Raw genomic sequence first — 23,294 nt, forward strand, 5'->3', positions numbered from 1 at the left:
GGTTAAAGGATCGGTTCCACCTTTTCAAGCTGAATGCCACGGGATCCCTTGAGCAAGATAGTAGTGGAGTAGAGCTCCCTTTCTTTTAGATAGGCAATGGCATCATCTGCATCGGTGAAAGTGGGGTAGGGACTAGAAATTTTGGAAAACTCTTTACCGACAAGAATACCGTCCAACTCGAGATCGATCGCCAGATCAACAATGTTTTGATGCTCCTCTTTTGAAGATTCTCCTACCTCAAGCATGTCGCCAATCACGAAAAATTTTCTTTGCGCTCTCATTCCACTCAAGTTTCTCAGAGCCATCTCCATGCTTGTTGGATTGGCATTGTAAGCGTCAAGGATGAGCAGATTGTCTTTATCAGTTGTTTTTAATTGAGACCGATTGTTGTCTGGAGTGTATTCCGAAATAGCCTCATTGATCATCGAGGCGTCTACTCCAAAGTGAATACCTACAGCCAGGGCTGCGGAAATATTTGGTAAATTATAGCCGCCTGTTAGATTTGTCGAAATTTCTGGAAAAGACGAGTCGTGTGTTTTCCAGGTGAAAGAGACAGTGGGGAACGATTCATCCAGTTCGATTTCAAAGAGGTTGTCTGTACTGTCTCCATAAATAATTCGATCCTGACCTTCGGAAAGCTCAAGCAAAGTATCATCATTGCCATTTACGAATATGGTTTTTCCTTGCTTCGCAACGCTTTTGTAGAGCTCGCTCTTACCTTTTTTTACTCCTTCAATTCCACCGAATCCTTCGAGGTGAGCTTTGCCGATGTTGGTTATGAGGCCGTAGTCAGGCTGACTAATTTCACAAAGTGATGCAATCTCTCCAACGTGGTTTGCACCCATTTCTATAATGGCCAATTCAGTTTCTAAAGGAGTGTTCAATATTGTGATTGGAACTCCGATGTGATTGTTGAGGTTTCCCTTTGTGGCGTGGGCCTTCAATTTCTTTTGGAGCACATCACGCATCAATTCCTTGGTGGTTGTTTTTCCGTTGCTTCCTGTTATCCCAATTACCGGAAATGTGAATTCAGAGCGAATCAGCTTCGCGAGATCTTGAAGTGCTGTGAGTACATCGTCAACGTGAATCATCCTGTCACCTGAGAGGGACGAATCGTCAACTACTGCGAAGGAAGCACCGTCTTGAAGTGCTGATTGTGCGAATTTGTTTCCATCAAAGTTTGGCCCTTTTAGGGCAAAGTAAATGTCGCCTTCACTCACCTTTCGCGAGTCGGTTGTGACTTTTCGCTGCTGCTTGTACTTTTCGATTAACTGTTGTGGTACCATGCTTATAACCATTAAAAAAACCCTCCGGAAGTTCCGAAGGGTTTTAATTCATTTAGTTCAAAAATTTTATTGTTGTCCGAGGCCGACAGGGCTACCAAGCCTTTCCATAGCACATCGGAAACCGATTGTTGCTGTGGAGCGTCTTTCGTCAAGGAACCTGCGAGTTCCAGGCACAAGCCAGTAGGCTCTGTCTCTCCATGAGCCACCTTTGTAAACTCTGGAGCGATTACTGATTAGAGTTGTAGAACCATAATCGTACATTCTTTCTGTTCTATCTTCATAAGAAGGATCTTCGTATCGGATACTTGATTGGAAGTCACCATCTCTCACATCGATGTTGTCAGCTACGCGATAGTTTCTTCTATCGATGTTCTCTTCAGCGCGAACGTCACGGTACTTAAGTGTACCTGGAGTGTTCACAATGTATTGAGAGAAGCCCTGACGAAGGTCTGGAGCAATTTTAGATTCAGATCCAGCAATGAGGTCCATTCCGTCCTGGATACGAACATTTGCTTCGTAGTCCTGACCATTTTTCTCTTGCTCTTTGGCGTCAGCCACATAAGAAAGCAGGTTGTCGATCAGATTTTGATCGGTTTCATTCAGATTCTCACGAGCTTCGCTTTGATAATCTTTCAGGTATTGCTCAAGTCCTTCGAAGTCGTATTGAACGTAATCAAATTTTTGAGCGATGCGTCCCTCACTGTTTAGCACTTTCGTCTTGTAAACGTTACCTCTGAAAGGACGGAATTCACTTTTGTCTTCTGGAGAAAGCGGACGATAAACATCCATTGTCCACTCAGAAACGTTTCCGGCCATGTTGTAAAGACCGTAGTCGTTAGGAGCATAAGCGTAAACAGGTGCAGTAATTTCTGCGTTGTCATTCAGCGCTCCGGCAACTCCCATGTAGTCACCTCGTCCACGTACGAAGTTAGCATTGAACTGACCATAGTAGCGGCCACCGCTATTGTCGTTACGAACGTAGTGCCCTGTCCATGGGTAAGTTTTTCTGTCTGTAATCAACTCTTGGTATGAGTTACCGATCAAACCGAGAGCGGCATATTCCCACTCTGCTTCTGTTGGTAGACGGTATTTAGGAAGAAGGATTCCGTCCTCCATTCTAACATTTCTGTACTCGCTACCAGATGGGTCGAGGTTTGGAAGTCCGTCTTGATTTCTTTCTCCTTCGTACTGACCGGCCAGGTAGGCGTCAGTTGTGAAGTGGTTGTCATCAATTTGAGCAGTTGGATTATGCACGAGAAGACCTTCGCGGATAAGAATAAATTCGTTCACACGATCAGTTCTCCACTTGCAAAAGTCGTTGGCTTGCAACCAGTTTACACCAACAACTGGGTAGTCGCGGTAGGATGGGTGACGGAGGTAGTACTCAACGTATGGCTCGTTGTACTCCATGAGTTCGCGCCATACGAGTGTATCTGGAAGTGCTTTATCTACAATTTCTGGGTAGGTATCGCCATAAACACGATCGAGCCAGTGAAGGTATTCCAACCAGTAAAAGTTGGTTACCTCTGTCTCATCCATGTAAAAGCTCGAAACGGTCACTCTTCTCGGCACATTGTCGCCAGAAAAGTTGAGGTCATCTTCAACTCGGCCCATGGTGAAAGTACCACCTTCAACCAATACGAGTCCTGGACCTGTTTCTTGTTCTGTAAATTGAACCTTCTCAAATCCACCGTTGTCGGGGTCGTTGTACGCCCAACCAGTAGCATTTGAACGCTCTTTTTGACAGGATGACAGCACTATTACTGATCCCAGCAAGAGCATGAGGCCTGAAGTGTTTTTCAGAATTTTCATGATTTCCTAAATTAATTTTCCTCGGTGCTTACAGTAATCCTAAACTAAAATGATGGACAGCTTATTGTCCTCAGCTTTCTTCTTTTGGGTCTGCAGTCGAACTGAAACGTAAGCGAAATTTCGTGCGACCCGCCCGATGCTGGCGTCAATTGCGACACTGTAACATCGTAGCTATACCCAAATCTGATGATGTCGGTTTCAATTCCAGCCAAAACTATGAAGGAATCTCCTGTGAATTGTTCATCAGAACGATACCAAACACCACCTACGATCGGACCTTTTCTTACGTAGAGTCCGAAATTTAGTTGTGTAAATTCTCCCTGGTGACGAACCATCACGTTTGGAGAAATGCTGGCATCTGAAAATCTTTGTCCGCGATCAATCGGAATATTAGCTCCGGCATGACCTGTAAATTTCATTGGCAGAGGGCTGTTGCCTTCGATCAACGACTCATTTGGTTCAGTAAGGTGGTGAACGGAAGCTCCCACAAAGTATTTATCGCTGAAACCCAGGAGCCCGAAACTGAAATCGACATTCGACACGGTTCCACCTCTCACAAAGTCTTGCGACTCGTAAATGAAACCTCTTCTCGGATCAATCTGATCTCCAAAAGTCAACTTGCTCCAGTCGAGTGCTTTTTGGAAATAAGTAGCCTGAAAACCAGCTTTCAAAGAGAATTCCCTTGTGATTGCTTGTTGGTAGGAGTAAATTCCACTCACCTGAGTCGTGGTAAGCGTTCCCTGTCCGGCATTGTCGTGCAATACCTGCACACCAAGACCACCTGAGATAGCATCTACGTGTTGGTCGTAGCTGGCGCTGGTGGTAATAAATGAACCGGAAAGAGCGGGCCACTGATTTCGGTAATTTAGCGCAACCCTCGGACATCTTGCAGACCCGGCAAAAGCTGGGTTCAGATAAAGTGGGTTGGCATAAAACTGCGTAAACTCAGGGTCTTGAGCCTGAGTGTCTTGCGTGGTACCAAAGGTTAGTAGTAGAGCCCCAATAGCGAACACCAATAAATTCTTCTTCACTGACATAAGTTTGGCTTTGAACAAATGAATCAACAATTATAGTAAAAATATTTCAGTGCAAATTCTTTTAAGACTTGCAATAAGAGTACTTCCGAATCGTTTACTTTGTTGCTTCGCAAATATTTTTGAAAAACTAATTAACCATGCTAAGATTTTCTCTTTTACTAACTGCCTTGCTGTGTGCCTTTATTGTCGGTGCTCAGAGCGCTATGGAGGTTTCTGAAGAAATTGAGTGGGCAGATCAGAAAAAAGGTGAGAAATATCGTGAGATCGGCTTCACTTTCGAAAACGCTGTTTACGATCACCCGGAGAACAACCTTCCTCGTTTTAGTAAAAGCTACAAATGTAACTTTAGATCAAGTTCTGCAAGTTTTAATCTTTCAGATAGCAACTTCGAGCCAGTTCCTGCAGCATGGGCCAGTGAGCTAGAGAATGTTTTAGTACCTGAAGAAGTGGAATGGCGGGCGGAAGTCAAAAGAGGCGGAGATGGCTTTTATTTGGTTGTTAGTGTTCCTGCTGTAAGAAAGAACAGGACTACGGGTCAGTACGAGCGCCTGGTTTCTTTTTCTGGAACAGCGAGTCCGGCAGGTGGAGCATTTGGTTCTGGTGCTTCAAGAGCTGTAACTTATGCGGAGAACTCTGTGCTGGCGGAAGGCGAGTGGTACAAAATTGCCATTGCTGAAGATGGAATTCACCGCATCGACAGAAGCCTCCTGAGTGATTTGGGAGTGAATGTGAATGAGGTTAATCCGCAAGACATCAATATTTACGGAAACGGTGGAGAAATGCTTCCATACGACAACAGTGAGTTTCGCTACGATGACCTCCAAAAGAACGCCATTCAGATAACGGGAGAACAGGATGGATCTTTCGATTCTGGGGATCAAATTTTGTTCTACGGAAAAGGGCCGCATTCTTGGGATTATGTGGAAGATGAAGACGATCCGTCAGCTTCTGGCTTTCGACACACAAAACACAACTACTCCGACTCGGCTTACTACTTTATACGTGTAGACGACACTGATCCGAGCAGAATTCAATCGCTTGCTTCGACAAGTCAGCCGGCCAACCAGCAAGTGACCACTTTTGATGATTATCAGTTTCACGAACTCGATCAGGTGAATTTGGTAAAGTCCGGAAGGCGTTTCTTCGGAGAGCATTTCGACATCAATACCAATTACTCATTCAACTTTCCCTTCCCCAATGTTTTGCCGGATAGCGGTAAAGCCTGGGTGCGAGTGATGGGGCGTACCATCGGAAGCTCATCTCAGGGAGCATTCAGTACGTTCGACATCTCAGCTCCTGGAAACAGCCTAGAGTTGCAAGTGAATCCGACTTCGGATTTCACAACTGCTGATGTCGCCCGTTCGGCTTTTGCCAATTTCAATTTCTTGCCCAACTCAGATAACGTAAGTGTTAGTTTGAGCTTCAACAAGTATAATCCCACTGCTCAGGGATGGCTGGATTACATTACCTTGAATGTGGAAAGAGAATTGCGGATGAGTGGCGCCCAAATGCACTTTAGAAGTCTTGAAGCAGTTGGTCCCGGAAATGTCAGTGAATTTACTATCGAGAATGGATCAGCTGTGACTCAGGTTTGGGAAATCTCTGATTTTATCAACCCCCGTAATGTCGATTTGGAGTCTGCCGGAAACACGAAGTCGTTTCGCCTTCCTACAGATGAACTTCGTCAATTCATCGCTTTTAACTCCAGCAATTATAAAGAGCCCCGAGCGGTGGGGATGGTGCAGAACCAAAATCTGCACGCCTTTGAAAATGTAGATATGGTGATTGTGACAGCCAGCCGATACCTGGACCCCGCTAATGAATTGGCCGACATTCACAGAGAAGAAGGTTCAGTGGTTGAAGTGGTTACTCCCGATCAGGTTTACAATGAGTTTTCTGGTGGAAACAGAGACGTGACCGCCATTAAGATGATCATGAAAATGCTCTATGATAGAGCTGAAGGTGACCCTGAGCTAGAGCCAAAGCATCTGCTACTCTTCGGAGATGGAACCTACAACAACAAGTTCGGACTGAGAAATAACAACAATTTGATCATTACCTTCCAGTCTCTGAACTCTGTGTCGCCTGTCAACTCTTATGTTTCGGACGATTATTTTGCTTTGCTTGACGACAACGAGTCCGATAGTGGTGATGACATGCTCGACATAGGAGTTGGAAGACTCTCTGCCAGAAATCTGGAAGATGCCGAGGCCCTGGTGGCCAAGATTAGAAATTATTTGTCTGAGAACACTGGTTTTACAGGAGAAGAAAACTGTGCATCGAATGCGGGAAGCAGCACTTTTGGAAGTTGGAGAAATACCATCTGCTTCGTGTCCGATGATCAGGATGGAAATGGAGGGCCGAGCGAGCAGATTCATATGACACATTCTGAGCAATATGCCGACACGGTTTACTCAAGACACAATGAGTATAATGTCAATAAGATTTACATGGACGCCTACACGCAGGAGTCGACTCCTGGAGGAGAGCGATATCCAGAAGTAAATGAGGCGATAACCCGGCAAGTTGAAAACGGTGCTTTACTTATTAATTACGTAGGGCATGGTGGTGAAAAAGGATGGGCTCATGAAAGAGTTTTAAGTATCCCGATGATTCAGAGCTGGTCGAATTTTAACAGACTTCCACTTTTCATGACAGCCACATGTGAGCTAAGTAGATTTGATGACCCCAGTTTCGTTTCTAGTGGAGAGCTTATTCTTTTGAACCCAAACGGTGGTGCTATAGGATTACTGACAACAACAAGAATTGTTTTCTCTTTCGACAATAACCAACTGGCACGCTCATTCTACAACTACGCACTTGAGGATGAGTCTATTGAAGACCTCACTTTGGGTAAAATATCGATGCTGACCAAAAATGGTTCTGCCTCAAGCGCCCCAAACAAAAGAAACTTCACGTTGCTTGGTGATCCTGCCCTCAAATTGGCCTACCCTAAAGAAGAGGTTTACACCACAGAGATCAACGAACAGCCGATTACTGCCCAGCAGGACACTGTGAAAGCACTTCAGGAGGTAACGATTACCGGTTACGTGGGAGATGCCAATGGCAATAAGCTAGAGGATTACAACGGTTTTGTTTATCCAACAGTTTACGATAAAGTCCAGGAGGTAAACGTTCAAAACAACGATGGCGGAAGTGAATTTTCTTTCCCATTGCGGTCGAACACACTTTATAAGGGTAAAGCAAGTGTAACTAATGGTGACTTCTCTTTTTCTTTTGTAGTTCCCAAGGACATTGGTTACAACTTTGGAAGTGGTAGAGTGAGTTACTACGCAGTGGAAGAACAAGGCTCAACCGATGCTCATGGATTCTTCGAAGAGTTTCAGATTGGTGGAGCACTCGACAGTGCAGAGCTAGATTCCAACGGACCGGAAGTGAACCTTTACATGAACGATGAGAGTTTTGCTTTTGGAGGAATTACAGACGAGTCACCGGTGCTTTTTGCAAAGGTGTTTGACGAGAACGGAATCAATACCGTTGGAAGCGGAATTGGTCACGATATCAAAGCAATCCTCGATGAGGAAAGCAGCAACCCAATTATTCTGAATGACTACTATGAATCGGAGCTCGATACTTACAAAGAAGGAAGCGTGAGATATCAAATGAGTCAACTCGAAGAAGGAGAGCACACGCTAACGCTAAAAGTTTGGGATGTGCAAAACAATTCATCTGAAGCTTACACCGAATTTGTTGTAGCAAACTCCGCAGAAATTGCACTTGATTATGTCTTGAACTACCCAAACCCTTTCACTACCAACACCCAGTTTATGTTTCAGCACAATCAAACATGCGATGTCTTGAATGTGCAGGTGCAGGTTTTTACAATCAGCGGTAAACTCGTGAAATCGATTACTCGTACCATGGAAAATCACGGGTTTCAGAGTGAGCCAATTCCGTGGGACGGTAAAGATGACTTCGGAGACAATATAGGTAAGGGAGTTTATGTTTACAGGTTGAGAGTTTCAAATCCTGTTAGTGGAGAAAGTGCTGAAGAGTTTGAGAAACTCGTGATTCTTAAGTGATTGATTACCGAACGATTTAACTAATTATGCGTATATTTGCAGCCTTTTCAAAAACTCAAAGAATGCTCAGAAAGTCGCTTTTAATAGCCGTCCTGACAGGTGTAGTAGGAAGTGCATTTGCCCAACTCTCTACTCCGGGTGAACGCGCCAATGAAGTACAGCTCAACACGATTACCACAGCAGTGCCATTCCTGATGATTGCGCCAGACTCCCGAGCTGGAGCCCTTGGTGATGCAGGAGTAGCCTCTTCGCCAGATGCCAGTGCCATGCATTGGAACCCGGCCAAACTTTCATTTACAGACAAGGAAATGGAGTTTGCTGTTTCGTATTCGCCATGGCTTCGTCAGTTGGTGAACGACATGAACCTCGGATACCTTACGGGATACAAAAAGTTGAACGATCAGCAGGCAGTTGCCGGAGCACTTCGCTACTTCTCACTTGGTTCGATTTCTTTTACAGATAACACCGGAAATGAAATCCGAACTTTTCAACCCAACGAGTTTAGTCTTGATGTAGCGTTCTCACAAAAGCTTTCGGAACGGTTCTCTGGTGGGGTAGCAGCGCGTTATATTCACTCAAACCTCACGGGTGGTACGAATATTCAGGGAGTCGACTCAAAGCCTGGTCGGTCAGTAGCTGTGGACATCTCTGCTTTTTACACCAATGACGATCTCGAAATAGGTAACACTGACATCACGTGGAACTGGGGAGTGAATATTTCCAACATTGGGGCGAAAATGAGCTACACCCAAACCGCTGAGAGAGATTTTATTCCCACCAACCTCCGTCTTGGAACTGCATTGACTTTCAACTTAGATCAGTACAATGATCTCGGTTTTCTTGTAGATTTCAACAAGCTGCTCGTTCCTACACCGCCAGTTTATGATCCCGACAACCCAACTGAAGTTCTAGTAGGTAAAAATCCTGATGTGGGTGTTGCAACGGCAATTTTCCAATCGTTTACAGATGCACCAGGAGTGTACTCTTACGATCAAAACGGAGAAGTTACAGTAGAGGATGGAAGCGTCCTTAGAGAAGAGCTCAGGGAAATCAACATCGGTGGTGGAGTAGAGTATTGGTACGATCGTCAATTTGCGTTCCGTGCAGGATATTTTTACGAGCACCTTTCTAAAGGTAACCGTCAGTTCATTACGCTCGGTGCTGGCTTGAAGTATCAGGTACTCGGGTTTGACCTTTCTTACCTGATCTCAACTACTCAGCAAAACCCGCTGGCTAACACACTGCGTTTTACTCTTCGCTTCGAACTGCTCAGCGAGCGTGAGGCGGCCAGACAAGGATAGTTTCCATGAATTTTAGAGTAGGCTTTGGTTACGATGTTCATCAACTGAAGGAAGGCGAGCCGTTTTGGCTTGGTGGAATTCGGCTCGAACACACAAAAGGTGCAGTCGGCCATTCCGATGCTGATGTGCTAATCCACACCATTTGCGATGCACTTCTGGGTGCTGCTAATCTCCGCGATATCGGTTTTCACTTTCCCGATACTTCTGCAGATTTCAAAGGGATCGACAGTAAGATTCTATTGAAGAAAGTTGTTGGCCTGCTGAGTGAAAAAGGTTGGAAGTTGGGCAACGTAGACGTTACTCTCTGTCTTGAGAAACCAAAAGTCAATCCTCACATCCCAACAATGATCGAAAAGCTTTCTGAAGTGACAGGCTGGGAAAAAGATCAAATCTCAATCAAAGCGACAACCACCGAGAAAATCGGTTTTGTCGGTCGCGAAGAGGGCGTGAGCTGCAATGCAGTAGCTCTGATTCACAAGTAATTCATTCTCTCTCGTCTTACTCTTCCATGTGTCCTGGCTGGTCATCTTCGTAGTAGTAGATTCGGATTTGTGCCGTGTCCGTCAGAAAGTCGATTCGCCCGATTTCCACACGATTGATTTTTATTCCGGTTCTTTCTTCGAGGTCGGCTTTAAGTTCGTCCCTTTGGCCACTTCTAATCAGCTCAATCTTTTCGTAGAGAATTGTTTTAAACTGCTCGTGACGGATTAGCCAAACACGTTCGAGGCCGTAAACGGCAACAATGATGGCAACGTTCACCAGCATCAATTCGCTGTAGCTCACTTTTCGGTTCACAAGTGCATTCACCACAGACATTCCAATGACCACAAAGAGATAAGTCATCTCCTTAATCGGAATAGGGTCGGTTCGGTAGCGGATGATTCCAAAAATGGCAAAGAGACCGAGAGCAAAGGCCAGGTCGAGCTTCACATTCTCGAGCATGTAGCACAGCAAAAACACTGTGATACTAATCATGATGTAAGTGAAGAGAAAATCCTTTCGCTTGGCTACGGGATAGTAAATGAGCCGGACTAAAACCAGCACAAAGATCAGGTTGAAGAAAAACCGAAATACGAGTTCGAAGAGATCTTCCACTTCGAGAAGCTCCATTTCAAAAACAGTAATTTCTTTGGCGCCCAGGGTGAGAGCAGAACTTGCGTGCTCCCAAAAGGCGAGGTTGGTTAAGAGTTCAAGTAGCAGGTTCATTTTGCAGGTATTCTTCTATTTTCCTCAGTTTTTTCTTGTAGTTGTTGGTCTTCAGGTTTTCGCTGAGCAGAGCAATACCGAGGCAGTATTTGCTCACTCTCATCGATCTGCAATGACGATCTTTGAGCGTCCTCACAATTTTAGAGTCCTTGTTAAACAGGTCTTGTTTGGCTTCAATAATCGAGAGGCCTGGCAAGGTGATGCTCTTCCCATTGAGCATCAACTCCACATTGAAGTCGATGGTTGCTCTTTCGTTTTGGTTTTTGCTGACCAATGTAGTTCTTCTAAACACATTGCGAACGGACGGCATCAAAATTAAACTTTGCTCTGCCGCAACTTCCACAAAGTCGAGGTCCTCTCCTTCAATCGTTTGGCTGATGTCTGCAACGCGTTTGCGAAGCTTAATCGTCCTGTTCTTGTTGTTTTTCTTTTTTACTTCCAGAAAAGTCACATCAGAGTCGATGTATTTTCGGTACCTCACCTTCACGCGGTTTTTCTTACCGTTGTGATGCTGGATATAAAAGTCGTAGGAAGGAGTGTCAAAGTAGAGCGTCTCGTAGCGTCCCATTCGATTTCCGGCAATGTCGAGCACCTGATATTCTTCTCCGATTTCTTTGAGAAGTGAGGTGACCTCTCGGGTAGGCAAAACATATTTGGTGTCGGTGCGATTCATAAACCGCACCTCCTCCATCTCATCTAATCCAATCGGATCGAGGCGGTCAAGTATGTCCAAAATTTCCTCCAAGTTGGGGTAAAAATAAAAGAAATCAATAAATTGCCCGTCCCTCTAATGAAAATAGAGTGAACAACAGTAAGAGCCTATGAAGAAACTGCAATATTCAGTGGAGGTGGAAGAATTCGATAGTGATGTCGACCTACCTGCAGAAGACCTAAAACTGCTAAAAGCTGCAAAGAAAAAACTCTCCAGTGCCTATGCTCCCTATTCAGAATTCGCTGTTTCTGCAGCGGTGCTTTTGGCAAACGGGGAAATAGTCACTGGCACCAACCAGGAGAATGCTGCTTATCCAAGTGGGATGTGTGCAGAGCGGGTGGCAGTCTTCTCAGCTGCTTCCAACTTTCCAGGTGTGGCCATCGAAAAAGTGGTGATTACTGCCGACTCCGATCGAATCAAGGTCGATCACCCCATTGCTCCCTGTGGTGCTTGCAGGCAAGTGATGCTCGAGTACGAGGTGAATCAGGCCAACGCCATAACCCTTGTGTTGGCAGGGGCTTCAGGGCGAGCTTACCGGATTCATGGAGTGAGTCAAATGCTGCCTATTTTCTTCCATGAGGAAGGGCTCAAAAAACACCTTTGATTATCCCGCTCACAAACTTTTCATACCATATATTTGTAACCTATTTTTAAACAAGACTGGTAAGAATGGCAAATTCGACTACAAAGAGTAAAAAATCAACAAGCAAGAGTAAATCCACTTCTACGAAAAAGAGCTCGGCCTCATCGAGCAAGCAGAAGTACGGGAAGGATACTTACATCAAATGGTATCGCGACATGCTCTTGATGCGAAAGTTTGAAGAGAAGTGTGGACAGCTTTACGTGCAGCAGAAGTTTGGCGGATTTTGCCACCTTTACATCGGACAGGAAGCCGTATTGGCCGGAATGGTTGAGGCGATTAAGCCCACAGACCGTGTAATCACTGCTTACCGTGATCACGCTCACCCCATTGCAATGGGAATGGAGCCAAAGTACGTGATGGCAGAGCTCTACGGTAAGACTACCGGTTGTAGCAAGGGTAAAGGAGGCTCGATGCATATGTTCGATAAAAGCCGCAATCTCTTTGGAGGTCACGGGATCGTAGGAGCGCAAATTCCTCTCGGTGCCGGAATTGCTTTTGCCGATAAATACCGTGATGAAGATCACGTTACCGTTTGCTTCTTTGGAGATGGTGCCGCCCGTCAGGGAGCTCTTCACGAAACTTTCAATATGGCAATGACCTGGAAGCTTCCAGTGATTTTTATAATCGAAAACAACAACTACGCAATGGGAACCTCAGTGGAGCGTACTTCCAACGTACACGACCTGAGTAAGCTCGGAGCAAGCTACGAAATGCCTTCTGCATCTGTAGACGGTATGGATCCAGAAGCTGTTGCCGATGCCATTGCCGAAGCTGCTGAAAGAGCAAGAAAAGGAGACGGACCAACGCTACTCGATGTGAAGACTTACCGCTACAAAGGGCACTCAATGTCTGACCCGGCAAAGTATCGAACCAAAGAAGAGCTCGAAGAATACAAAGGGAAAGACCCTGTGAATGTGGCGCTTGAGAAAATCAAGAAGAACAAGTGGCTCAGCGAAGACAAGATCAAAGAGATCAAAGACGAGGTGAAAAAGTTGGTGGAAGAATCAGTGACTTTCGCTGAAGAGTCTCCAGAGCCAGATCCAAAAGAGCTTTATGAAGATGTTTACTCCGATGGTGAATACCCATTCGTGAGAGACTAAAGAATTCAATCAAAGAAAAGTCAACCAGAAAATATTCGAATAGAATGGCGGAAATCGTTAAAATGCCCAAGCTGAGTGATACCATGGAAGAAGGTGTCGTTGCCGAATGGCACAAAAAAGTGGGTGATCAGGTAGAAAGTGGAGAAGTTTTGGCCGAAATCGAAACGGACAAGGCTACCATGGAGTTTGAGTCCTTTCAAGATGGAACTCTGCTCTACATCGGTGTTGAAAAAGGCGATTCCGCTCCAGTAGATTCAATTCTTGCCATTCTCGGTGATGAAGGCGAAGATGTCGACAAGATTCTGAAAGAAGCAGACAGCAAAACTTCTGGAGGAGAGAAGAAGGAAGACGACAGCAAGAAGTCGGAGAATAAAGAGGAAAAGCAAGAACAAGAAAAGACGGAGAAAAAGGAAGAAGAGAAGAAACCAGAAGAGAAGAAGCCCGCTGAGAAAAAAGAACAACGTCCCGCTGCCACTGCCGACACTTCGGATGCTGAAGGACGAATAAAAGCTTCACCTCTGGCGAAAAGCCTGGCAGAAGAAAAAGGAATTGATATTTCTCGCGTTCGCGGAACGGGCGACAATGGCCGCATTATCAAGCGTGACATCGAAAACTTTAGAGAAGACAAAGCCGTTAGCCCAACCGGACCGGCAGTGACTACTAGAGGAGCCGTTGGCGAAGAAAGTTACCGCGAAGAGAACGTGAGTCAAATGCGTAAGACCATTGCTCGCAGACTTTCAGAAAGTAAGTTTGAAGCACCTCACTTCTACCTCACCATCGAAATTGACATGGATAACGCCATGCAAGCTCGCAAGATGGTTAACGAAAACAGCGACTTGAAAATCTCTTTCAACGACATGGTGATCAAAGCTGCCGCAGTTGCTCTGAGACAACACCCACAGGTGAACTCGAGCTGGCAGGGTGACACCATCCGTTACAATGACCACGTGCATGTGGGAGTAGCAGTAGCAGTAGACGAAGGGTTGCTCGTTCCGGTTGTTCGTTTTGCCGATGGAAAAACAATGTCGCAAATCAATGGCGAAGTGAAAGAGTACGCTGAGAAAGCGCGCAACAAAAAACTGCAGCCTCAGGATTGGGAAGGAAATACTTTCACCATCTCTAACCTGGGAATGTTTGGAATTGAAGAATTCACGGCAATCATCAATCCGCCAGACTCGTGCATTATGGCTGTTGGTGGAATCATCCAGAAGCCTGTTGTGAAAAACGGTGAGGTTGTTCCTGGAAATAGAATGAAAGTGACTTTGAGCTGCGATCACCGAGTTGTAGATGGAGTTACTGGAGCTAAGTTCCTCGACACATTTAAGAAAATGATGGAGAATCCGGTGATGATGATCGCATAACCGGTCGATCGTTCAAAATAATTTGAAAAGGGAAGTGGAGAAATCTACTTCCCTTTTTTTCTTTGCATTAAATTGCTCTCCCCGGAGAACTGAAAATCTACTGAGCAAAAAGTAATGCAATCATTTCTGGAAACACCAATTGAATTTCTGACCGGTGTTGGTCCCCAGCGTGCCAAGGCACTGCAAAAGGAGCTTCAGATATTCACGTTTCTTGACCTGCTCAACTACTTCCCTTTTCGCTACATCGACAAATCCACATTCCACAAAACATCGGAAATCTCCTCAGACGCTGCTTACGTTCAACTCAAGGGAAAGCTCGTGAGAGTACAGCAAATGGGCGACAAGAGAAAGAAGCGTCTCATAGCAGTTTTTAGCGATGGCCATGGGACGATCGATCTGGTTTGGTTCAAAGGGATTCGCTTTATCATGCCCAAACTCAGGACAGGTGTAGAGTACATCGTGTTCGGTAAGCCCAATAAATTTAAGAACAAGTGGAGCATTCCACACCCTGAGCTCAATGCCGCTGCCGATGCGACTGCCAGAGTTGGCGGATCCTTAAAACCTGTTTACGGCACCACGGAAAAGCTATCTGGAATGGGGCTCAACAGCAACGGAATCGAGCGACTGGCAAAGAGTCTCGTGGCCCAGCTCAACGGTAAGGTCTCTGAAACACTGCCATCAATGCTGAGAGCTGAGCACCAGCTCATGGGGCGCGAAGAGGCTTACAGAAATGTGCATTTCCCACAAAGCACAACGCTGCTCGAAGGCGCGAGAAATCGATTGAAGTTCGAAGAGCTTTTTATGCTTCAGTTGATTATGTTGAGAAACAAGTCGGTGCTGGCCAGAAAACTTCAGGGATTTGTCTTCGAGCGAGTGGGTGACTTCTTTCACGAATTCTATGAAAAGCACATCCCGTTCGAATTAACTGGCGCCCAAAAACGTGTGCTGAAAGAAATCAGGTTCGACATGAAGCGCGGAGTTCACATGAATCGCTTGCTCCAGGGAGATGTCGGAAGTGGAAAAACGCTCGTGGCTCTGCTCAGCATGCTCATTGCAGTGGACAATGGCTTTCAGGCTTGCATGATGGCTCCAACAGAAATTTTGGCTACCCAGCACTACGAGACCATCAGAGAGTTGGTAGAACCCCTAGGGATGAGCGTTCGCTTACTCACTGGCTCCACAAAAAAATCTGAAAGAACAGAGCTGCACCAAAAGCTCTGCGAGGGAGAAATTGACATTCTACTTGGAACCCACGCGCTGATTGAACCGACAGTGGAATTCAAAAACCTCGGTCTGGCAGTGATTGACGAGCAACACCGTTTTGGCGTAGCCCAGCGATCTAAACTCTGGCGGAAAAACACTTTGCCGCCTCACGTGCTGGTGATGACGGCAACCCCAATTCCCAGGACTCTTGCCATGACTCTCTACGGAGACCTGGATGTGTCGGTGATTGATGAATTGCCTCCCGGCCGAAAGCCGATCAAAACGATTCACAGAAATGAATCTTCGCGAGGTGGACTTTTCTTTTTCCTTCAGCAGGAAATCGACAAGGGAAGACAGGTTTACATTGTGTATCCACTCATAGAAGAATCTGCAGCGCTCGACCTCAAACACGTGATGGACGGTTTTGAAAGCATCGAAAAGCGGTTTCCGAAACCCAAATACCACGTGAGTATCGTCCACGGGAAAATGAAACCTGCGGATAAGGATTTTGAGATGCAGCGTTTTGTCAAAGGCGAGACTCAGTTGATGGTGGCCACAACAGTAATTGAAGTTGGAGTGAACGTGCCAAATGCCTCGGTAATGGTCATTGAAAACTCAGAAAGATTTGGACTTTCTCAGCTGCACCAGCTACGCGGTCGCGTGGGACGTGGAGCAGAGCAGAGCTATTGTATTTTGATGACTGCAGGAAAGCTCGGAAACGATGCCAGAAAAAGAATTAAAACCATGGTGGAATCCAACGATGGTTTTAAAATCAGCGAAGTCGATCTTGAAATCAGAGGTCCGGGAGAGATGACTGGAACCAGACAGAGTGGAACCTTTGAGTTTAATATTGCCGACCTCACTACCGACCGCGAAATTCTGATTCAAGCCAGAAAAAGTGCTGTCGAAATTCTTGAAAAAGATGAAGAGCTCAACCGGCCCGAAAATCGCGAGCTGGGAGCAGAGCTCAGAAGAATCCAATACAAAAAACCCAACTGGGGAAGGATTTCTTAAATCTACTCCAGGCTGTAGGTCAACACGTTTCCGAGTGTGTCGCCAATCACCAGATTCCAATCGCCAGTTTTGTTTAAGTCTCCAATACTGAAAGGCGTGTTTCCAAAAAGTGGAAATTCGTCAGTCATTTCTCCATCGTTGTTGATGAGGTAACACTTGCTGACTTCGGCCACGGTGATTCCAACTCTCACATCGTTACTACCGAAAGAGTAAGCCTGCGGAGAGTAAGTAATCGGGCCTTCAAATTCTTTTTCGAAAAGCTTCTCACGCGATGAGTCGTAAACTCTCAGTTCGTTTCCATCAGCGATGATGTAATCCTTCTTGCTATCGTTGTTGATGTCGGCAAAGGTGATGAAAGAGCCCTCGGCAATTCCGGTGAGGCCAAATTCCACTTCTCCATTTCCAAATTCGAGCTCCACGATATTCCCCAACGTGTCGGGATAGATCATCCGCGTTTCGCTGATGCTTTTCCCGTTGATGATCGTAAACTCGCTGCCCGCGTAGTGCTGCACGTTCGATTTTGGGTTGAAGCGCGTTTCTCCTGTTCTGGCCAGCAAATGCACTTTGCCTGTTTCTTCCAGGGCAAAAATGTAGTCTTTCGTTTTTACCCTGATGTGCTTGAGCGGTGCATTCACCAGGTTTTCTGTTTTGGAAGCATTCCAGCCTTTCACTGCATTTCCGGAAGCATCGTAGTTTCTTATGGATCGATCCGCGCAAGCCACCACCAGGCGGTAGTCCTTGTTGTTGTCGTAGTCAAAAACAGAAAGTGGCGAAGTTGCTTCAGCCGGTAGCCTGATCGGGAACCCTTCCACCGTGTTGCCATTCCTGTCGAGGCAATGGATAGCGTCCTTCGTGTTGAAAACCATTTGAAGCTTGCCGTTTTTAAAAATGTCGATTTGGCGAACCGGACTCATAATTTTTCCGGGCATTTCTTTTTGCCAGAGGATTTTGCCGGTGGGGCTGATGAGGTAAACCGTGTTGTTCTTGTCCTGGAAGAAAACCTCTTGGGCGTTGGTGTAGTGGTTCGTTACTAACTCGGGCTTAAAGTTGAATCCTGTTTCAAGGGCAATTTCCCACAAGGTGCTTGTCTGCTGTTTGTAGACAGGGTTGTACTTCAGATAAAGGTTGTTGTAGTACAGTCCGTCACGCGAGTAAGAAACCTGCAGTGTGAGAGCCTGCAATTTTCTGAGCTGATCTGAAAACTCAAGTAGTCTCTCGGCATTTTTTTCCTTGAGCATGCGGGCGAAGAGAAATGGCGACCTGGCGATGTTGTTGTAGAACATCAGGTTGAACTCTCCAGCCAAATTGCTCTTGTACTCTCGAAAAGACGCATCGTTTTCAAGCGTTCTTCCGGTTGAGTAATTCGCTAGAAAAGTTTGCATGTCGCGCAGGTTTTCCGAAAAGATCACCTTGTTTTCCAAAACCGATACCACTTTTGCCGATCCCTCGAACAGCTCGCCAAAAAGCGTTTCTACAGAAGAAGGGAGCGCAAAGTAGTAGATTGGAATGCCGCGATAAGTAGGAAGCTCTGGGTGCGGGCTCAAAAACGTAGACCAGTTTTGAAGCAAACTCGAAGTGTCTTTAGCCCCGAAAACATTTAAGGCTGGTGCCGGCTCATTTACACCAGAAGGCTCAAGCAAAACGTGAGCAATTCGTCCATCCCATTCACGAGAAAAAGTTTGCCACAAATCGCAGTCACAGATCTGCTCGAGATTGTTGATTTTCCCATTCCTAAAAGCTAGTGAACCCGACTCCTCGTAGTAATCATTGAGGTTTCTTCGAAATTCCGATTGGTTTTCTACCTGTTGCACGGTGGCAAAAGCGGTGGACGCAGGAAGTTCACCAAACCACCCAAAATCTCTCTGATCCTGGTTTTGAAAAACCGTCAGGTACTTGTAAACAGAATCGGTTTGCAGAGAGTAGCCGTTGAGAAAAAGTGCGTTAGGCTTCACTTCGAGGTCCAGGGTAGACCACGTGGCGTAAAACGGTTCAACCTGAAAACTCTCCTTCAGCGATTCTCCTACAAAGGAAAATAGTTTGTCGTGTTGGACAAAAAGATTGGCCTCTGCCGAGCTACCTGCGGTCTTTCTTACCTTGTCAAAATCGATGTCTTGAGTTATCGAAACTCCGCTTTTTATGTGACGCACGGATTCCTGAATGAGACTCTTGTCGGGGCTCAGGATCAATTGATTTTCTTCAAAAGCGTAGTGAAGTTGTGAGTTTTTAGAGGTGAAAATCGTTGATCCATCGTAGGTCTGAGAGTCTGGGTTTTTGCCTACGAATTGCTCTAGAGCTTTCAGCGTTTGTGCTTTGTTCCAGGTATTGGGTACGCCAAAAGAAAATAGCCACGCGAAATTATGTGCTCCTACCGGGTGGAGGCTCAGGGTGAAATTTGTTCTGTCGAGCTGCTTTTGCAGATCGGCATCGGCAGTGAAAGCCGAATCGAGCGCATTCAAAAGAGAATCGGCACGTTGCAGCGATGGCACCGCCTGAAATTCTTCCCAAATCATGTTGTTGGTCGAGGCCTGATTCCAGAGCGATTGGGGATTTCCGGTTTCCAAAATCAATACGGCATTTTTTGGAATAGCATCAATAGCTGCACTCTTTGGTGCCTGTTCGGAACGCATTCCCAGATAAGCGTAAACGATGCCGGCAGCGAGCGCCAAAACCAGTAGAACCGAGAATATTCTCCTCACCATAAGTCAATCACTTTAGCGAGCTAAGATAAACCTTAGAAGAAGCGACTCACGTTGTGCGACCACCGACTTTGAACAAAGTGCTGTGAAAGGATTAAGCCATACAGAAAACAAAAAAGCCCCGATGAAAATCATCGGGGCTAGTTGAGTTTATTTCAACGAATCTTAGTCTTTGAGCAAGTTTCTGGAGATTACAATTTTTTGAACTTCTGAAGTTCCTTCGTAGATCTGGGTGATCTTGGCATCGCGCATCAAACGCTCCACGTGGTATTCTTTAACGTATCCGTAACCACCGTGAATTTGAACAGCTTCTACTGTGTTTTTCATGGCCATTTCGGCACAGAACAGTTTTGCCATTGAGCTTGCCTGGTCAAAGTTTCTTCCCTGATCTTTTAAGAAAGCCGCTTTGAGGCAAAGCAGTCTTCCAGATTCGATGTCGGTAGCCATGTCAGCCAGTTTGAAGGCGATTGCCTGGTGCTTGCTGATTTCTTTTCCGAATGCTTTTCTCTCGAGTGAGTAGGCTTTGGCCAATTCGTAAGCTCCAGATGCAATTCCCAGAGCTTGTGAGGCAATTCCTATTCGTCCTCCGCTGAGTACTTCCATCGCGAACTTGAATCCGAATCCGTCTTCACCAATGCGGTTTTCTTTAGGGACTTTCACATCCTGAAACATCAATGTGTGCGTGTCGGAAGCGCGAATTCCCATTTTGTTTTCCTTAGCGCCTACAACGAAACCTTCCCAGTCTTTTTCAACGATAAACGCGTTGATACCACGGTGCTTCTTCTCTGGATCAGTTTGAGCAATCACAATGTGGTATGAAGCTGAACCACCATTGGTAATCCAGTTTTTAGTTCCGTTCAGCAGGTAGTAATCACCCTTGTCTTCGGCAGTAGTTCGCTGCATGGTAGCATCCGAACCGGCTTCTGGTTCTGAGAGGCAAAAGGCTCCGATTTTTTCTCCTCCGGCCAGTGGCTTTAAGTATTTTTCTTTCTGCTCTTCAGTGCCGTATTTTTCTATTCCCCAGCAAACGAGAGAGTTATTCACCGACATGCAAACTGAAACCGATGCGTCTACTTTGGAAATTTCTTCCATCGCCAAAACGTAAGAAACGGTGTCCATTCCGCTACCGTTGTATTTCGGATCGACCATCATTCCCATAAAGCCCAATTCGGCAAGCTGCTCAATTTGTTCTTTAGGAAATTGCTGCTTTTCATCGCGTTCTATAACTCCGGGTTTGAGCACGTTTTGTGCAAAGTCCCTTGCCGCATCTCTCACGGCCATTTGTTCTTCTGTTAGCTCCAGATTCATACTGACGTTTAAATTAAATAACTAGTCTCTTTTATTTGATTCATCGATCGCTAGAGAGGCGCGAAAAAAGTGATGTAAAAAGAGACGGTTTTGTTTTTCTCATTGAAAGGCCACAAATTTAGCCGATAAATTTACAATTGCCAATGAGCGACCACCCTATCCACTGCACTGCTATCGGACTGATGTCGGGAAGTTCCCTCGATGGACTCGATGCAGTAGCTGTCGAATTCACTCTGGATGCTAACAGTGCCAACTACAAAGTTGTTTCGGCTCGCACTTTCGATTACCCAGATCGCTTGCAAAACAGGCTTGCCAGCTCAATGGATTTGTCTGCTCACGATCTGATGATGCTCGATGCTGACCTCGGTACCTTCATGGGAGAGAAGGCAAAACTGATAGCAGAAGAGTGTAAGGGCAGAATTACACTTGTCGCATCACATGGGCATACTGTCTTTCATCAACCACAACTCAAATTGACGACCCAAATTGGTAGTCCTGCGCATATCGCAGCAGCCTGCCAAATGCCTGTGGTTGCAGACTTCAGGTCGCAGGATGTTGCGCGTGGCGGTCAGGGCGCTCCGCTGGTTCCCATTGGAGATCAGATGCTTTTTGGTGGATTCGACTACTGCCTGAACCTGGGTGGGATTGCCAACCTCTCATACAAAGAGGGTGAAAGGCGAATGGCATTTGACATTTCGCCAGCCAACATGGCGCTAAATTTTTTAGCAGAGAAACTCGGTAAGAAATACGATCGAGGTGGAGAGATTGCCGCTTCTGGAGAAGTCTCGGATTCGCTGCTTGCTGAACTCGAACAGCTTGAGTTTTATCAACAACCGGCTCCCAGGTCGTTGGGGCGAGAATGGTTTGAGAAGTTTTTCATGCCCGTTTTAGAACATTCTCACATTTCTGTCGAAGACAAACTTGCAACGGTATCGGAGCACATTGCCATAAGAGTAGGAGAGTGTTTAACAGGACATAACAAAAGGTGCCTGATCACAGGAGGAGGTGCTTTCAACACCAATCTGATTGATCGCATGTCTGGCATTTCAGAAGCAGAACTCATCATTCCAGAAAAAGAAGTGGTGGAGTTTAAAGAAGCTATCATTTTTGCACTCCTCGGAGTGCTGAGATGGACTGAGCGAAACAATGTGCTCTCCTCCGTTACCGGTGCAGATTCTGACCACTGTGCCGGTGCGATTTACTTGCATGCATAGCTGCACAGAATTCTAAAAAAACAGTCGTCTCCAACTTCTTTGAGTAAATAGAAAATCCTTTGAGTAAATTCCTATTTTTGACCACCCTAAAAAGCGGAATTCATGAAGGATTTACTGAAGAAGTACGAAGAGAAAAGCCCGGAAATAGTTTTCGAATGGCAAGACAGTGAAACAGATGCAATAGGCTGGGTAGTAATCAACTCGCTGAGAGGTGGTGCTGCTGGTGGAGGAACGCGCATGCGCCCGGGTCTCGACAAAAACGAGGTGGAATCACTGGCCAAAACGATGGAAATTAAGTTTACTGTTTCAGGTCCACAAATCGGTGGAGCCAAGTCTGGAATTAATTTCGATCCTTCAGATCCGCGCAAGAAAGAAGTTTTGGAACGCTGGTACAAAGTAGTGTCACCACTTTTGAAACACTATTACGGAACTGGTGGTGATCTCAATGTGGACGAAATTCACGAAGTGATTCCAATCACCGAAGAAAATGGCGTTTGGCACCCGCAAGAAGGCGTTTTTAACGGGCACTTCCAGCCGAATGAAGCTCAAAAAGTTAAGCGAATTGGAAACCTCCGTCAGGGAGTGATTAAGGTGATCGAAGACGCAAACTTTTCACCATCTCTCGAGCGCAAGTACAAGATTGCCGACATGATTACCGGCTACGGTGTGTCAGAGTCTGTTCGTCATTACTACGATATTTACGGAGGAGACCTGAGAGGTAAAAAAGTTATTGTTCAGGGTTGGGGAAATGTAGCTGCTGCTGCGGCTTACTACATTGCCAGAGATGGAGCCAAGGTCGTGGGAATTGCCGATCGCGTTGGTGGGTTGATCAACGAAGATGGTTTTTCGATGGATGAAATCCGCCAGCTTTTCCTCGACAAAAAAGGAAATGCGCTAAACGCGCCCAACATGCTGAGCTTCGATGAAGTGAACGAGAGAATCTGGGATTTGGAAGCCGATGTTTTTCTTCCATGTGCAGCATCGAGATTGGTAACAAAGGATCAAATTGATCGTATGTCAAAAGCAGGTGTTGAGGTTATTTCGTGTGGAGCGAATGTACCTTTTGCCGATAAAGAAATCTTTTTTGGCAGCATCATGGAATACGCGGATGAGCATTTTAGCATAATCCCCGATTTTATTGCCAACTGCGGTATGGCAAGAGTCTTTGCTTACCTCATGAGTGACGGAGATATCGAACTCACTGACGAGGCCATTTTCAGAGACACTTCAGAAACCATTCGCAAGGCCCTTGTTGCTGTTCATGAAAAGAGTAATGAAAAACTCAATATCGCTGCTACGGCTTTCGAAATTGCCTTGAGCAAGTTGGTTTAGTTAAGCGATCTACTATTTAATTGACA

16 protein-coding genes are annotated in these 23,294 nt (G+C 45.8%); 9 read left to right on the forward strand and 7 right to left on the reverse strand.

Translation table 11 applies throughout. The features are described from left to right. Positions 1-2 precede the first annotated feature (2 nt). The 3 genes from ABHV44_RS08020 to ABHV44_RS08030 all read right to left on the reverse strand — a co-directional run bounded on the left by ABHV44_RS08020 (position 3) and on the right by ABHV44_RS08030 (position 4,129). The gene (locus ABHV44_RS08020; protein WP_459074155.1) at positions 3-1,286 is read right to left on the reverse strand and encodes a UDP-N-acetylmuramoyl-tripeptide--D-alanyl-D-alanine ligase; all 1,284 of its coding nucleotides are present in this window, start codon (positions 1,284-1,286) and stop codon (positions 3-5) included. Positions 1,287-1,352: 66 nt separating this feature from the next. Further along, entirely contained in the window at positions 1,353-3,098 is a 1,746-nt protein-coding gene (locus ABHV44_RS08025) for an SUMF1/EgtB/PvdO family nonheme iron enzyme (protein ID WP_459074156.1), read from the reverse strand. 44 nt (positions 3,099-3,142) lie between these two features. After that, positions 3,143-4,129: a PorP/SprF family type IX secretion system membrane protein gene (locus ABHV44_RS08030; RefSeq protein ID WP_459074157.1), complete on the reverse strand. Its 987-nt coding sequence runs from the start codon at positions 4,127-4,129 to the stop codon at positions 3,143-3,145. 143 nt (positions 4,130-4,272) lie between these two features. Here ABHV44_RS08030 and porU point away from each other — a divergent pair, with 143 nt between their 5' ends. The 3 genes from porU (at position 4,273) to ispF (ending at position 9,961) form a co-directional block, all read left to right on the forward strand. Further along, on the forward strand, positions 4,273-8,178 hold the full coding sequence (gene porU, locus ABHV44_RS08035; protein WP_459074158.1) for a type IX secretion system sortase PorU: 3,906 nt from the start codon (positions 4,273-4,275) through the stop codon (positions 8,176-8,178). 62 nt (positions 8,179-8,240) lie between these two features. After that, the gene (gene porV, locus ABHV44_RS08040; RefSeq protein WP_459074159.1) at positions 8,241-9,479 is read left to right on the forward strand and encodes a type IX secretion system outer membrane channel protein PorV; all 1,239 of its coding nucleotides are present in this window, start codon (positions 8,241-8,243) and stop codon (positions 9,477-9,479) included. Positions 9,480-9,484: 5 nt separating this feature from the next. Beyond that, positions 9,485-9,961, forward strand: coding sequence for a 2-C-methyl-D-erythritol 2,4-cyclodiphosphate synthase (gene ispF / locus ABHV44_RS08045; RefSeq protein WP_459074160.1), 477 nt, complete (start codon positions 9,485-9,487; stop codon positions 9,959-9,961). Positions 9,962-9,977: 16 nt separating this feature from the next. Here ispF and ABHV44_RS08050 read toward each other — a convergent pair whose 3' ends face one another. Both ABHV44_RS08050 and ABHV44_RS08055 read right to left on the reverse strand, forming a co-directional pair. Next, positions 9,978-10,685, reverse strand: coding sequence for a DUF4956 domain-containing protein (locus ABHV44_RS08050; protein WP_459074161.1), 708 nt, complete (start codon positions 10,683-10,685; stop codon positions 9,978-9,980). Next, the gene (locus tag ABHV44_RS08055; RefSeq protein WP_459074162.1) at positions 10,669-11,418 is read right to left on the reverse strand and encodes a polyphosphate polymerase domain-containing protein; all 750 of its coding nucleotides are present in this window, start codon (positions 11,416-11,418) and stop codon (positions 10,669-10,671) included. The genes ABHV44_RS08050 and ABHV44_RS08055 overlap by 17 nt, the downstream gene beginning before the upstream one ends. An 88-nt stretch (positions 11,419-11,506) precedes the next feature. Between ABHV44_RS08055 and cdd the strand changes: the two genes are divergently transcribed. The 4 genes from cdd to recG all read left to right on the forward strand — a co-directional run bounded on the left by cdd (position 11,507) and on the right by recG (position 16,718). After that, entirely contained in the window at positions 11,507-12,001 is a 495-nt protein-coding gene (gene cdd / locus ABHV44_RS08060; protein WP_459074163.1) for a cytidine deaminase, read from the forward strand. Positions 12,002-12,066: 65 nt separating this feature from the next. After that, positions 12,067-13,140 carry a pyruvate dehydrogenase (acetyl-transferring) E1 component subunit alpha gene (gene pdhA, locus ABHV44_RS08065; RefSeq protein ID WP_459074164.1) on the forward strand — a complete coding sequence of 358 codons (1,074 nt, stop codon included), beginning with the start codon at positions 12,067-12,069 and terminating at the stop codon, positions 13,138-13,140. A 44-nt stretch (positions 13,141-13,184) separates the two neighbouring features. Then, complete coding sequence (locus ABHV44_RS08070) at positions 13,185-14,501, forward strand: pyruvate dehydrogenase complex dihydrolipoamide acetyltransferase (RefSeq protein WP_459074165.1); 1,317 nt, start codon at positions 13,185-13,187, stop codon at positions 14,499-14,501. A gap of 114 nt (positions 14,502-14,615) precedes the next feature. Next, the gene (gene recG, locus ABHV44_RS08075) at positions 14,616-16,718 is read left to right on the forward strand and encodes an ATP-dependent DNA helicase RecG (RefSeq protein WP_459074166.1); all 2,103 of its coding nucleotides are present in this window, start codon (positions 14,616-14,618) and stop codon (positions 16,716-16,718) included. A 2-nt stretch (positions 16,719-16,720) separates the two neighbouring features. On the opposite strand, the gene ABHV44_RS08080 is transcribed toward recG, so the two are convergent. Then, positions 16,721-19,417 carry a hypothetical protein gene (locus ABHV44_RS08080; RefSeq protein ID WP_459074167.1) on the reverse strand — a complete coding sequence of 899 codons (2,697 nt, stop codon included), beginning with the start codon at positions 19,415-19,417 and terminating at the stop codon, positions 16,721-16,723. A gap of 162 nt (positions 19,418-19,579) precedes the next feature. Continuing rightward, on the reverse strand, positions 19,580-20,722 hold the full coding sequence (locus tag ABHV44_RS08085) for an acyl-CoA dehydrogenase (protein ID WP_459074168.1): 1,143 nt from the start codon (positions 20,720-20,722) through the stop codon (positions 19,580-19,582). Between the two features lie 143 nt (positions 20,723-20,865). On the opposite strand from ABHV44_RS08085, the gene ABHV44_RS08090 reads away from it, so the two are divergent. Both ABHV44_RS08090 and ABHV44_RS08095 read left to right on the forward strand, forming a co-directional pair. After that, positions 20,866-21,936, forward strand: coding sequence for an anhydro-N-acetylmuramic acid kinase (locus ABHV44_RS08090; protein ID WP_459074169.1), 1,071 nt, complete (start codon positions 20,866-20,868; stop codon positions 21,934-21,936). A gap of 102 nt (positions 21,937-22,038) precedes the next feature. Further along, complete coding sequence (locus ABHV44_RS08095; protein WP_459074170.1) at positions 22,039-23,268, forward strand: Glu/Leu/Phe/Val dehydrogenase dimerization domain-containing protein; 1,230 nt, start codon at positions 22,039-22,041, stop codon at positions 23,266-23,268. Positions 23,269-23,294 lie beyond the last annotated feature (26 nt).

The sequence above is a fragment of the Halocola ammonii genome (genome assembly GCF_049334165.1).
Taxonomy (GTDB): Bacteria; Bacteroidota; Bacteroidia; order Flavobacteriales_D; family Sanyastnellaceae; genus JBEGHD01.

What these genes read in the sequence shown, in the direction of transcription:
- ABHV44_RS08020 (WP_459074155.1), bottom strand. Translation starts at nt 1,286, where the DNA reads ATGGTACCACAACAGTTAATCGAAAAGTACAAGCAGCAGCGAAAAGTC.
- ABHV44_RS08025 (WP_459074156.1), bottom strand. Translation starts at nt 3,098, where the DNA reads ATGAAAATTCTGAAAAACACTTCAGGCCTCATGCTCTTGCTGGGATCA.
- porU (WP_459074158.1), top strand. Translation starts at nt 4,273, where the DNA reads ATGCTAAGATTTTCTCTTTTACTAACTGCCTTGCTGTGTGCCTTTATT.
- porV (WP_459074159.1), top strand. Translation starts at nt 8,241, where the DNA reads ATGCTCAGAAAGTCGCTTTTAATAGCCGTCCTGACAGGTGTAGTAGGA.
- ispF (WP_459074160.1), top strand. Translation starts at nt 9,485, where the DNA reads ATGAATTTTAGAGTAGGCTTTGGTTACGATGTTCATCAACTGAAGGAA.
- ABHV44_RS08050 (WP_459074161.1), bottom strand. Translation starts at nt 10,685, where the DNA reads ATGAACCTGCTACTTGAACTCTTAACCAACCTCGCCTTTTGGGAGCAC.
- cdd (WP_459074163.1), top strand. Translation starts at nt 11,507, where the DNA reads ATGAAGAAACTGCAATATTCAGTGGAGGTGGAAGAATTCGATAGTGAT.
- pdhA (WP_459074164.1), top strand. Translation starts at nt 12,067, where the DNA reads ATGGCAAATTCGACTACAAAGAGTAAAAAATCAACAAGCAAGAGTAAA.
- ABHV44_RS08070 (WP_459074165.1), top strand. Translation starts at nt 13,185, where the DNA reads ATGGCGGAAATCGTTAAAATGCCCAAGCTGAGTGATACCATGGAAGAA.
- recG (WP_459074166.1), top strand. Translation starts at nt 14,616, where the DNA reads ATGCAATCATTTCTGGAAACACCAATTGAATTTCTGACCGGTGTTGGT.
- ABHV44_RS08080 (WP_459074167.1), bottom strand. Translation starts at nt 19,417, where the DNA reads ATGGTGAGGAGAATATTCTCGGTTCTACTGGTTTTGGCGCTCGCTGCC.
- ABHV44_RS08085 (WP_459074168.1), bottom strand. Translation starts at nt 20,722, where the DNA reads ATGAATCTGGAGCTAACAGAAGAACAAATGGCCGTGAGAGATGCGGCA.
- ABHV44_RS08090 (WP_459074169.1), top strand. Translation starts at nt 20,866, where the DNA reads ATGAGCGACCACCCTATCCACTGCACTGCTATCGGACTGATGTCGGGA.
- ABHV44_RS08095 (WP_459074170.1), top strand. Translation starts at nt 22,039, where the DNA reads ATGAAGGATTTACTGAAGAAGTACGAAGAGAAAAGCCCGGAAATAGTT.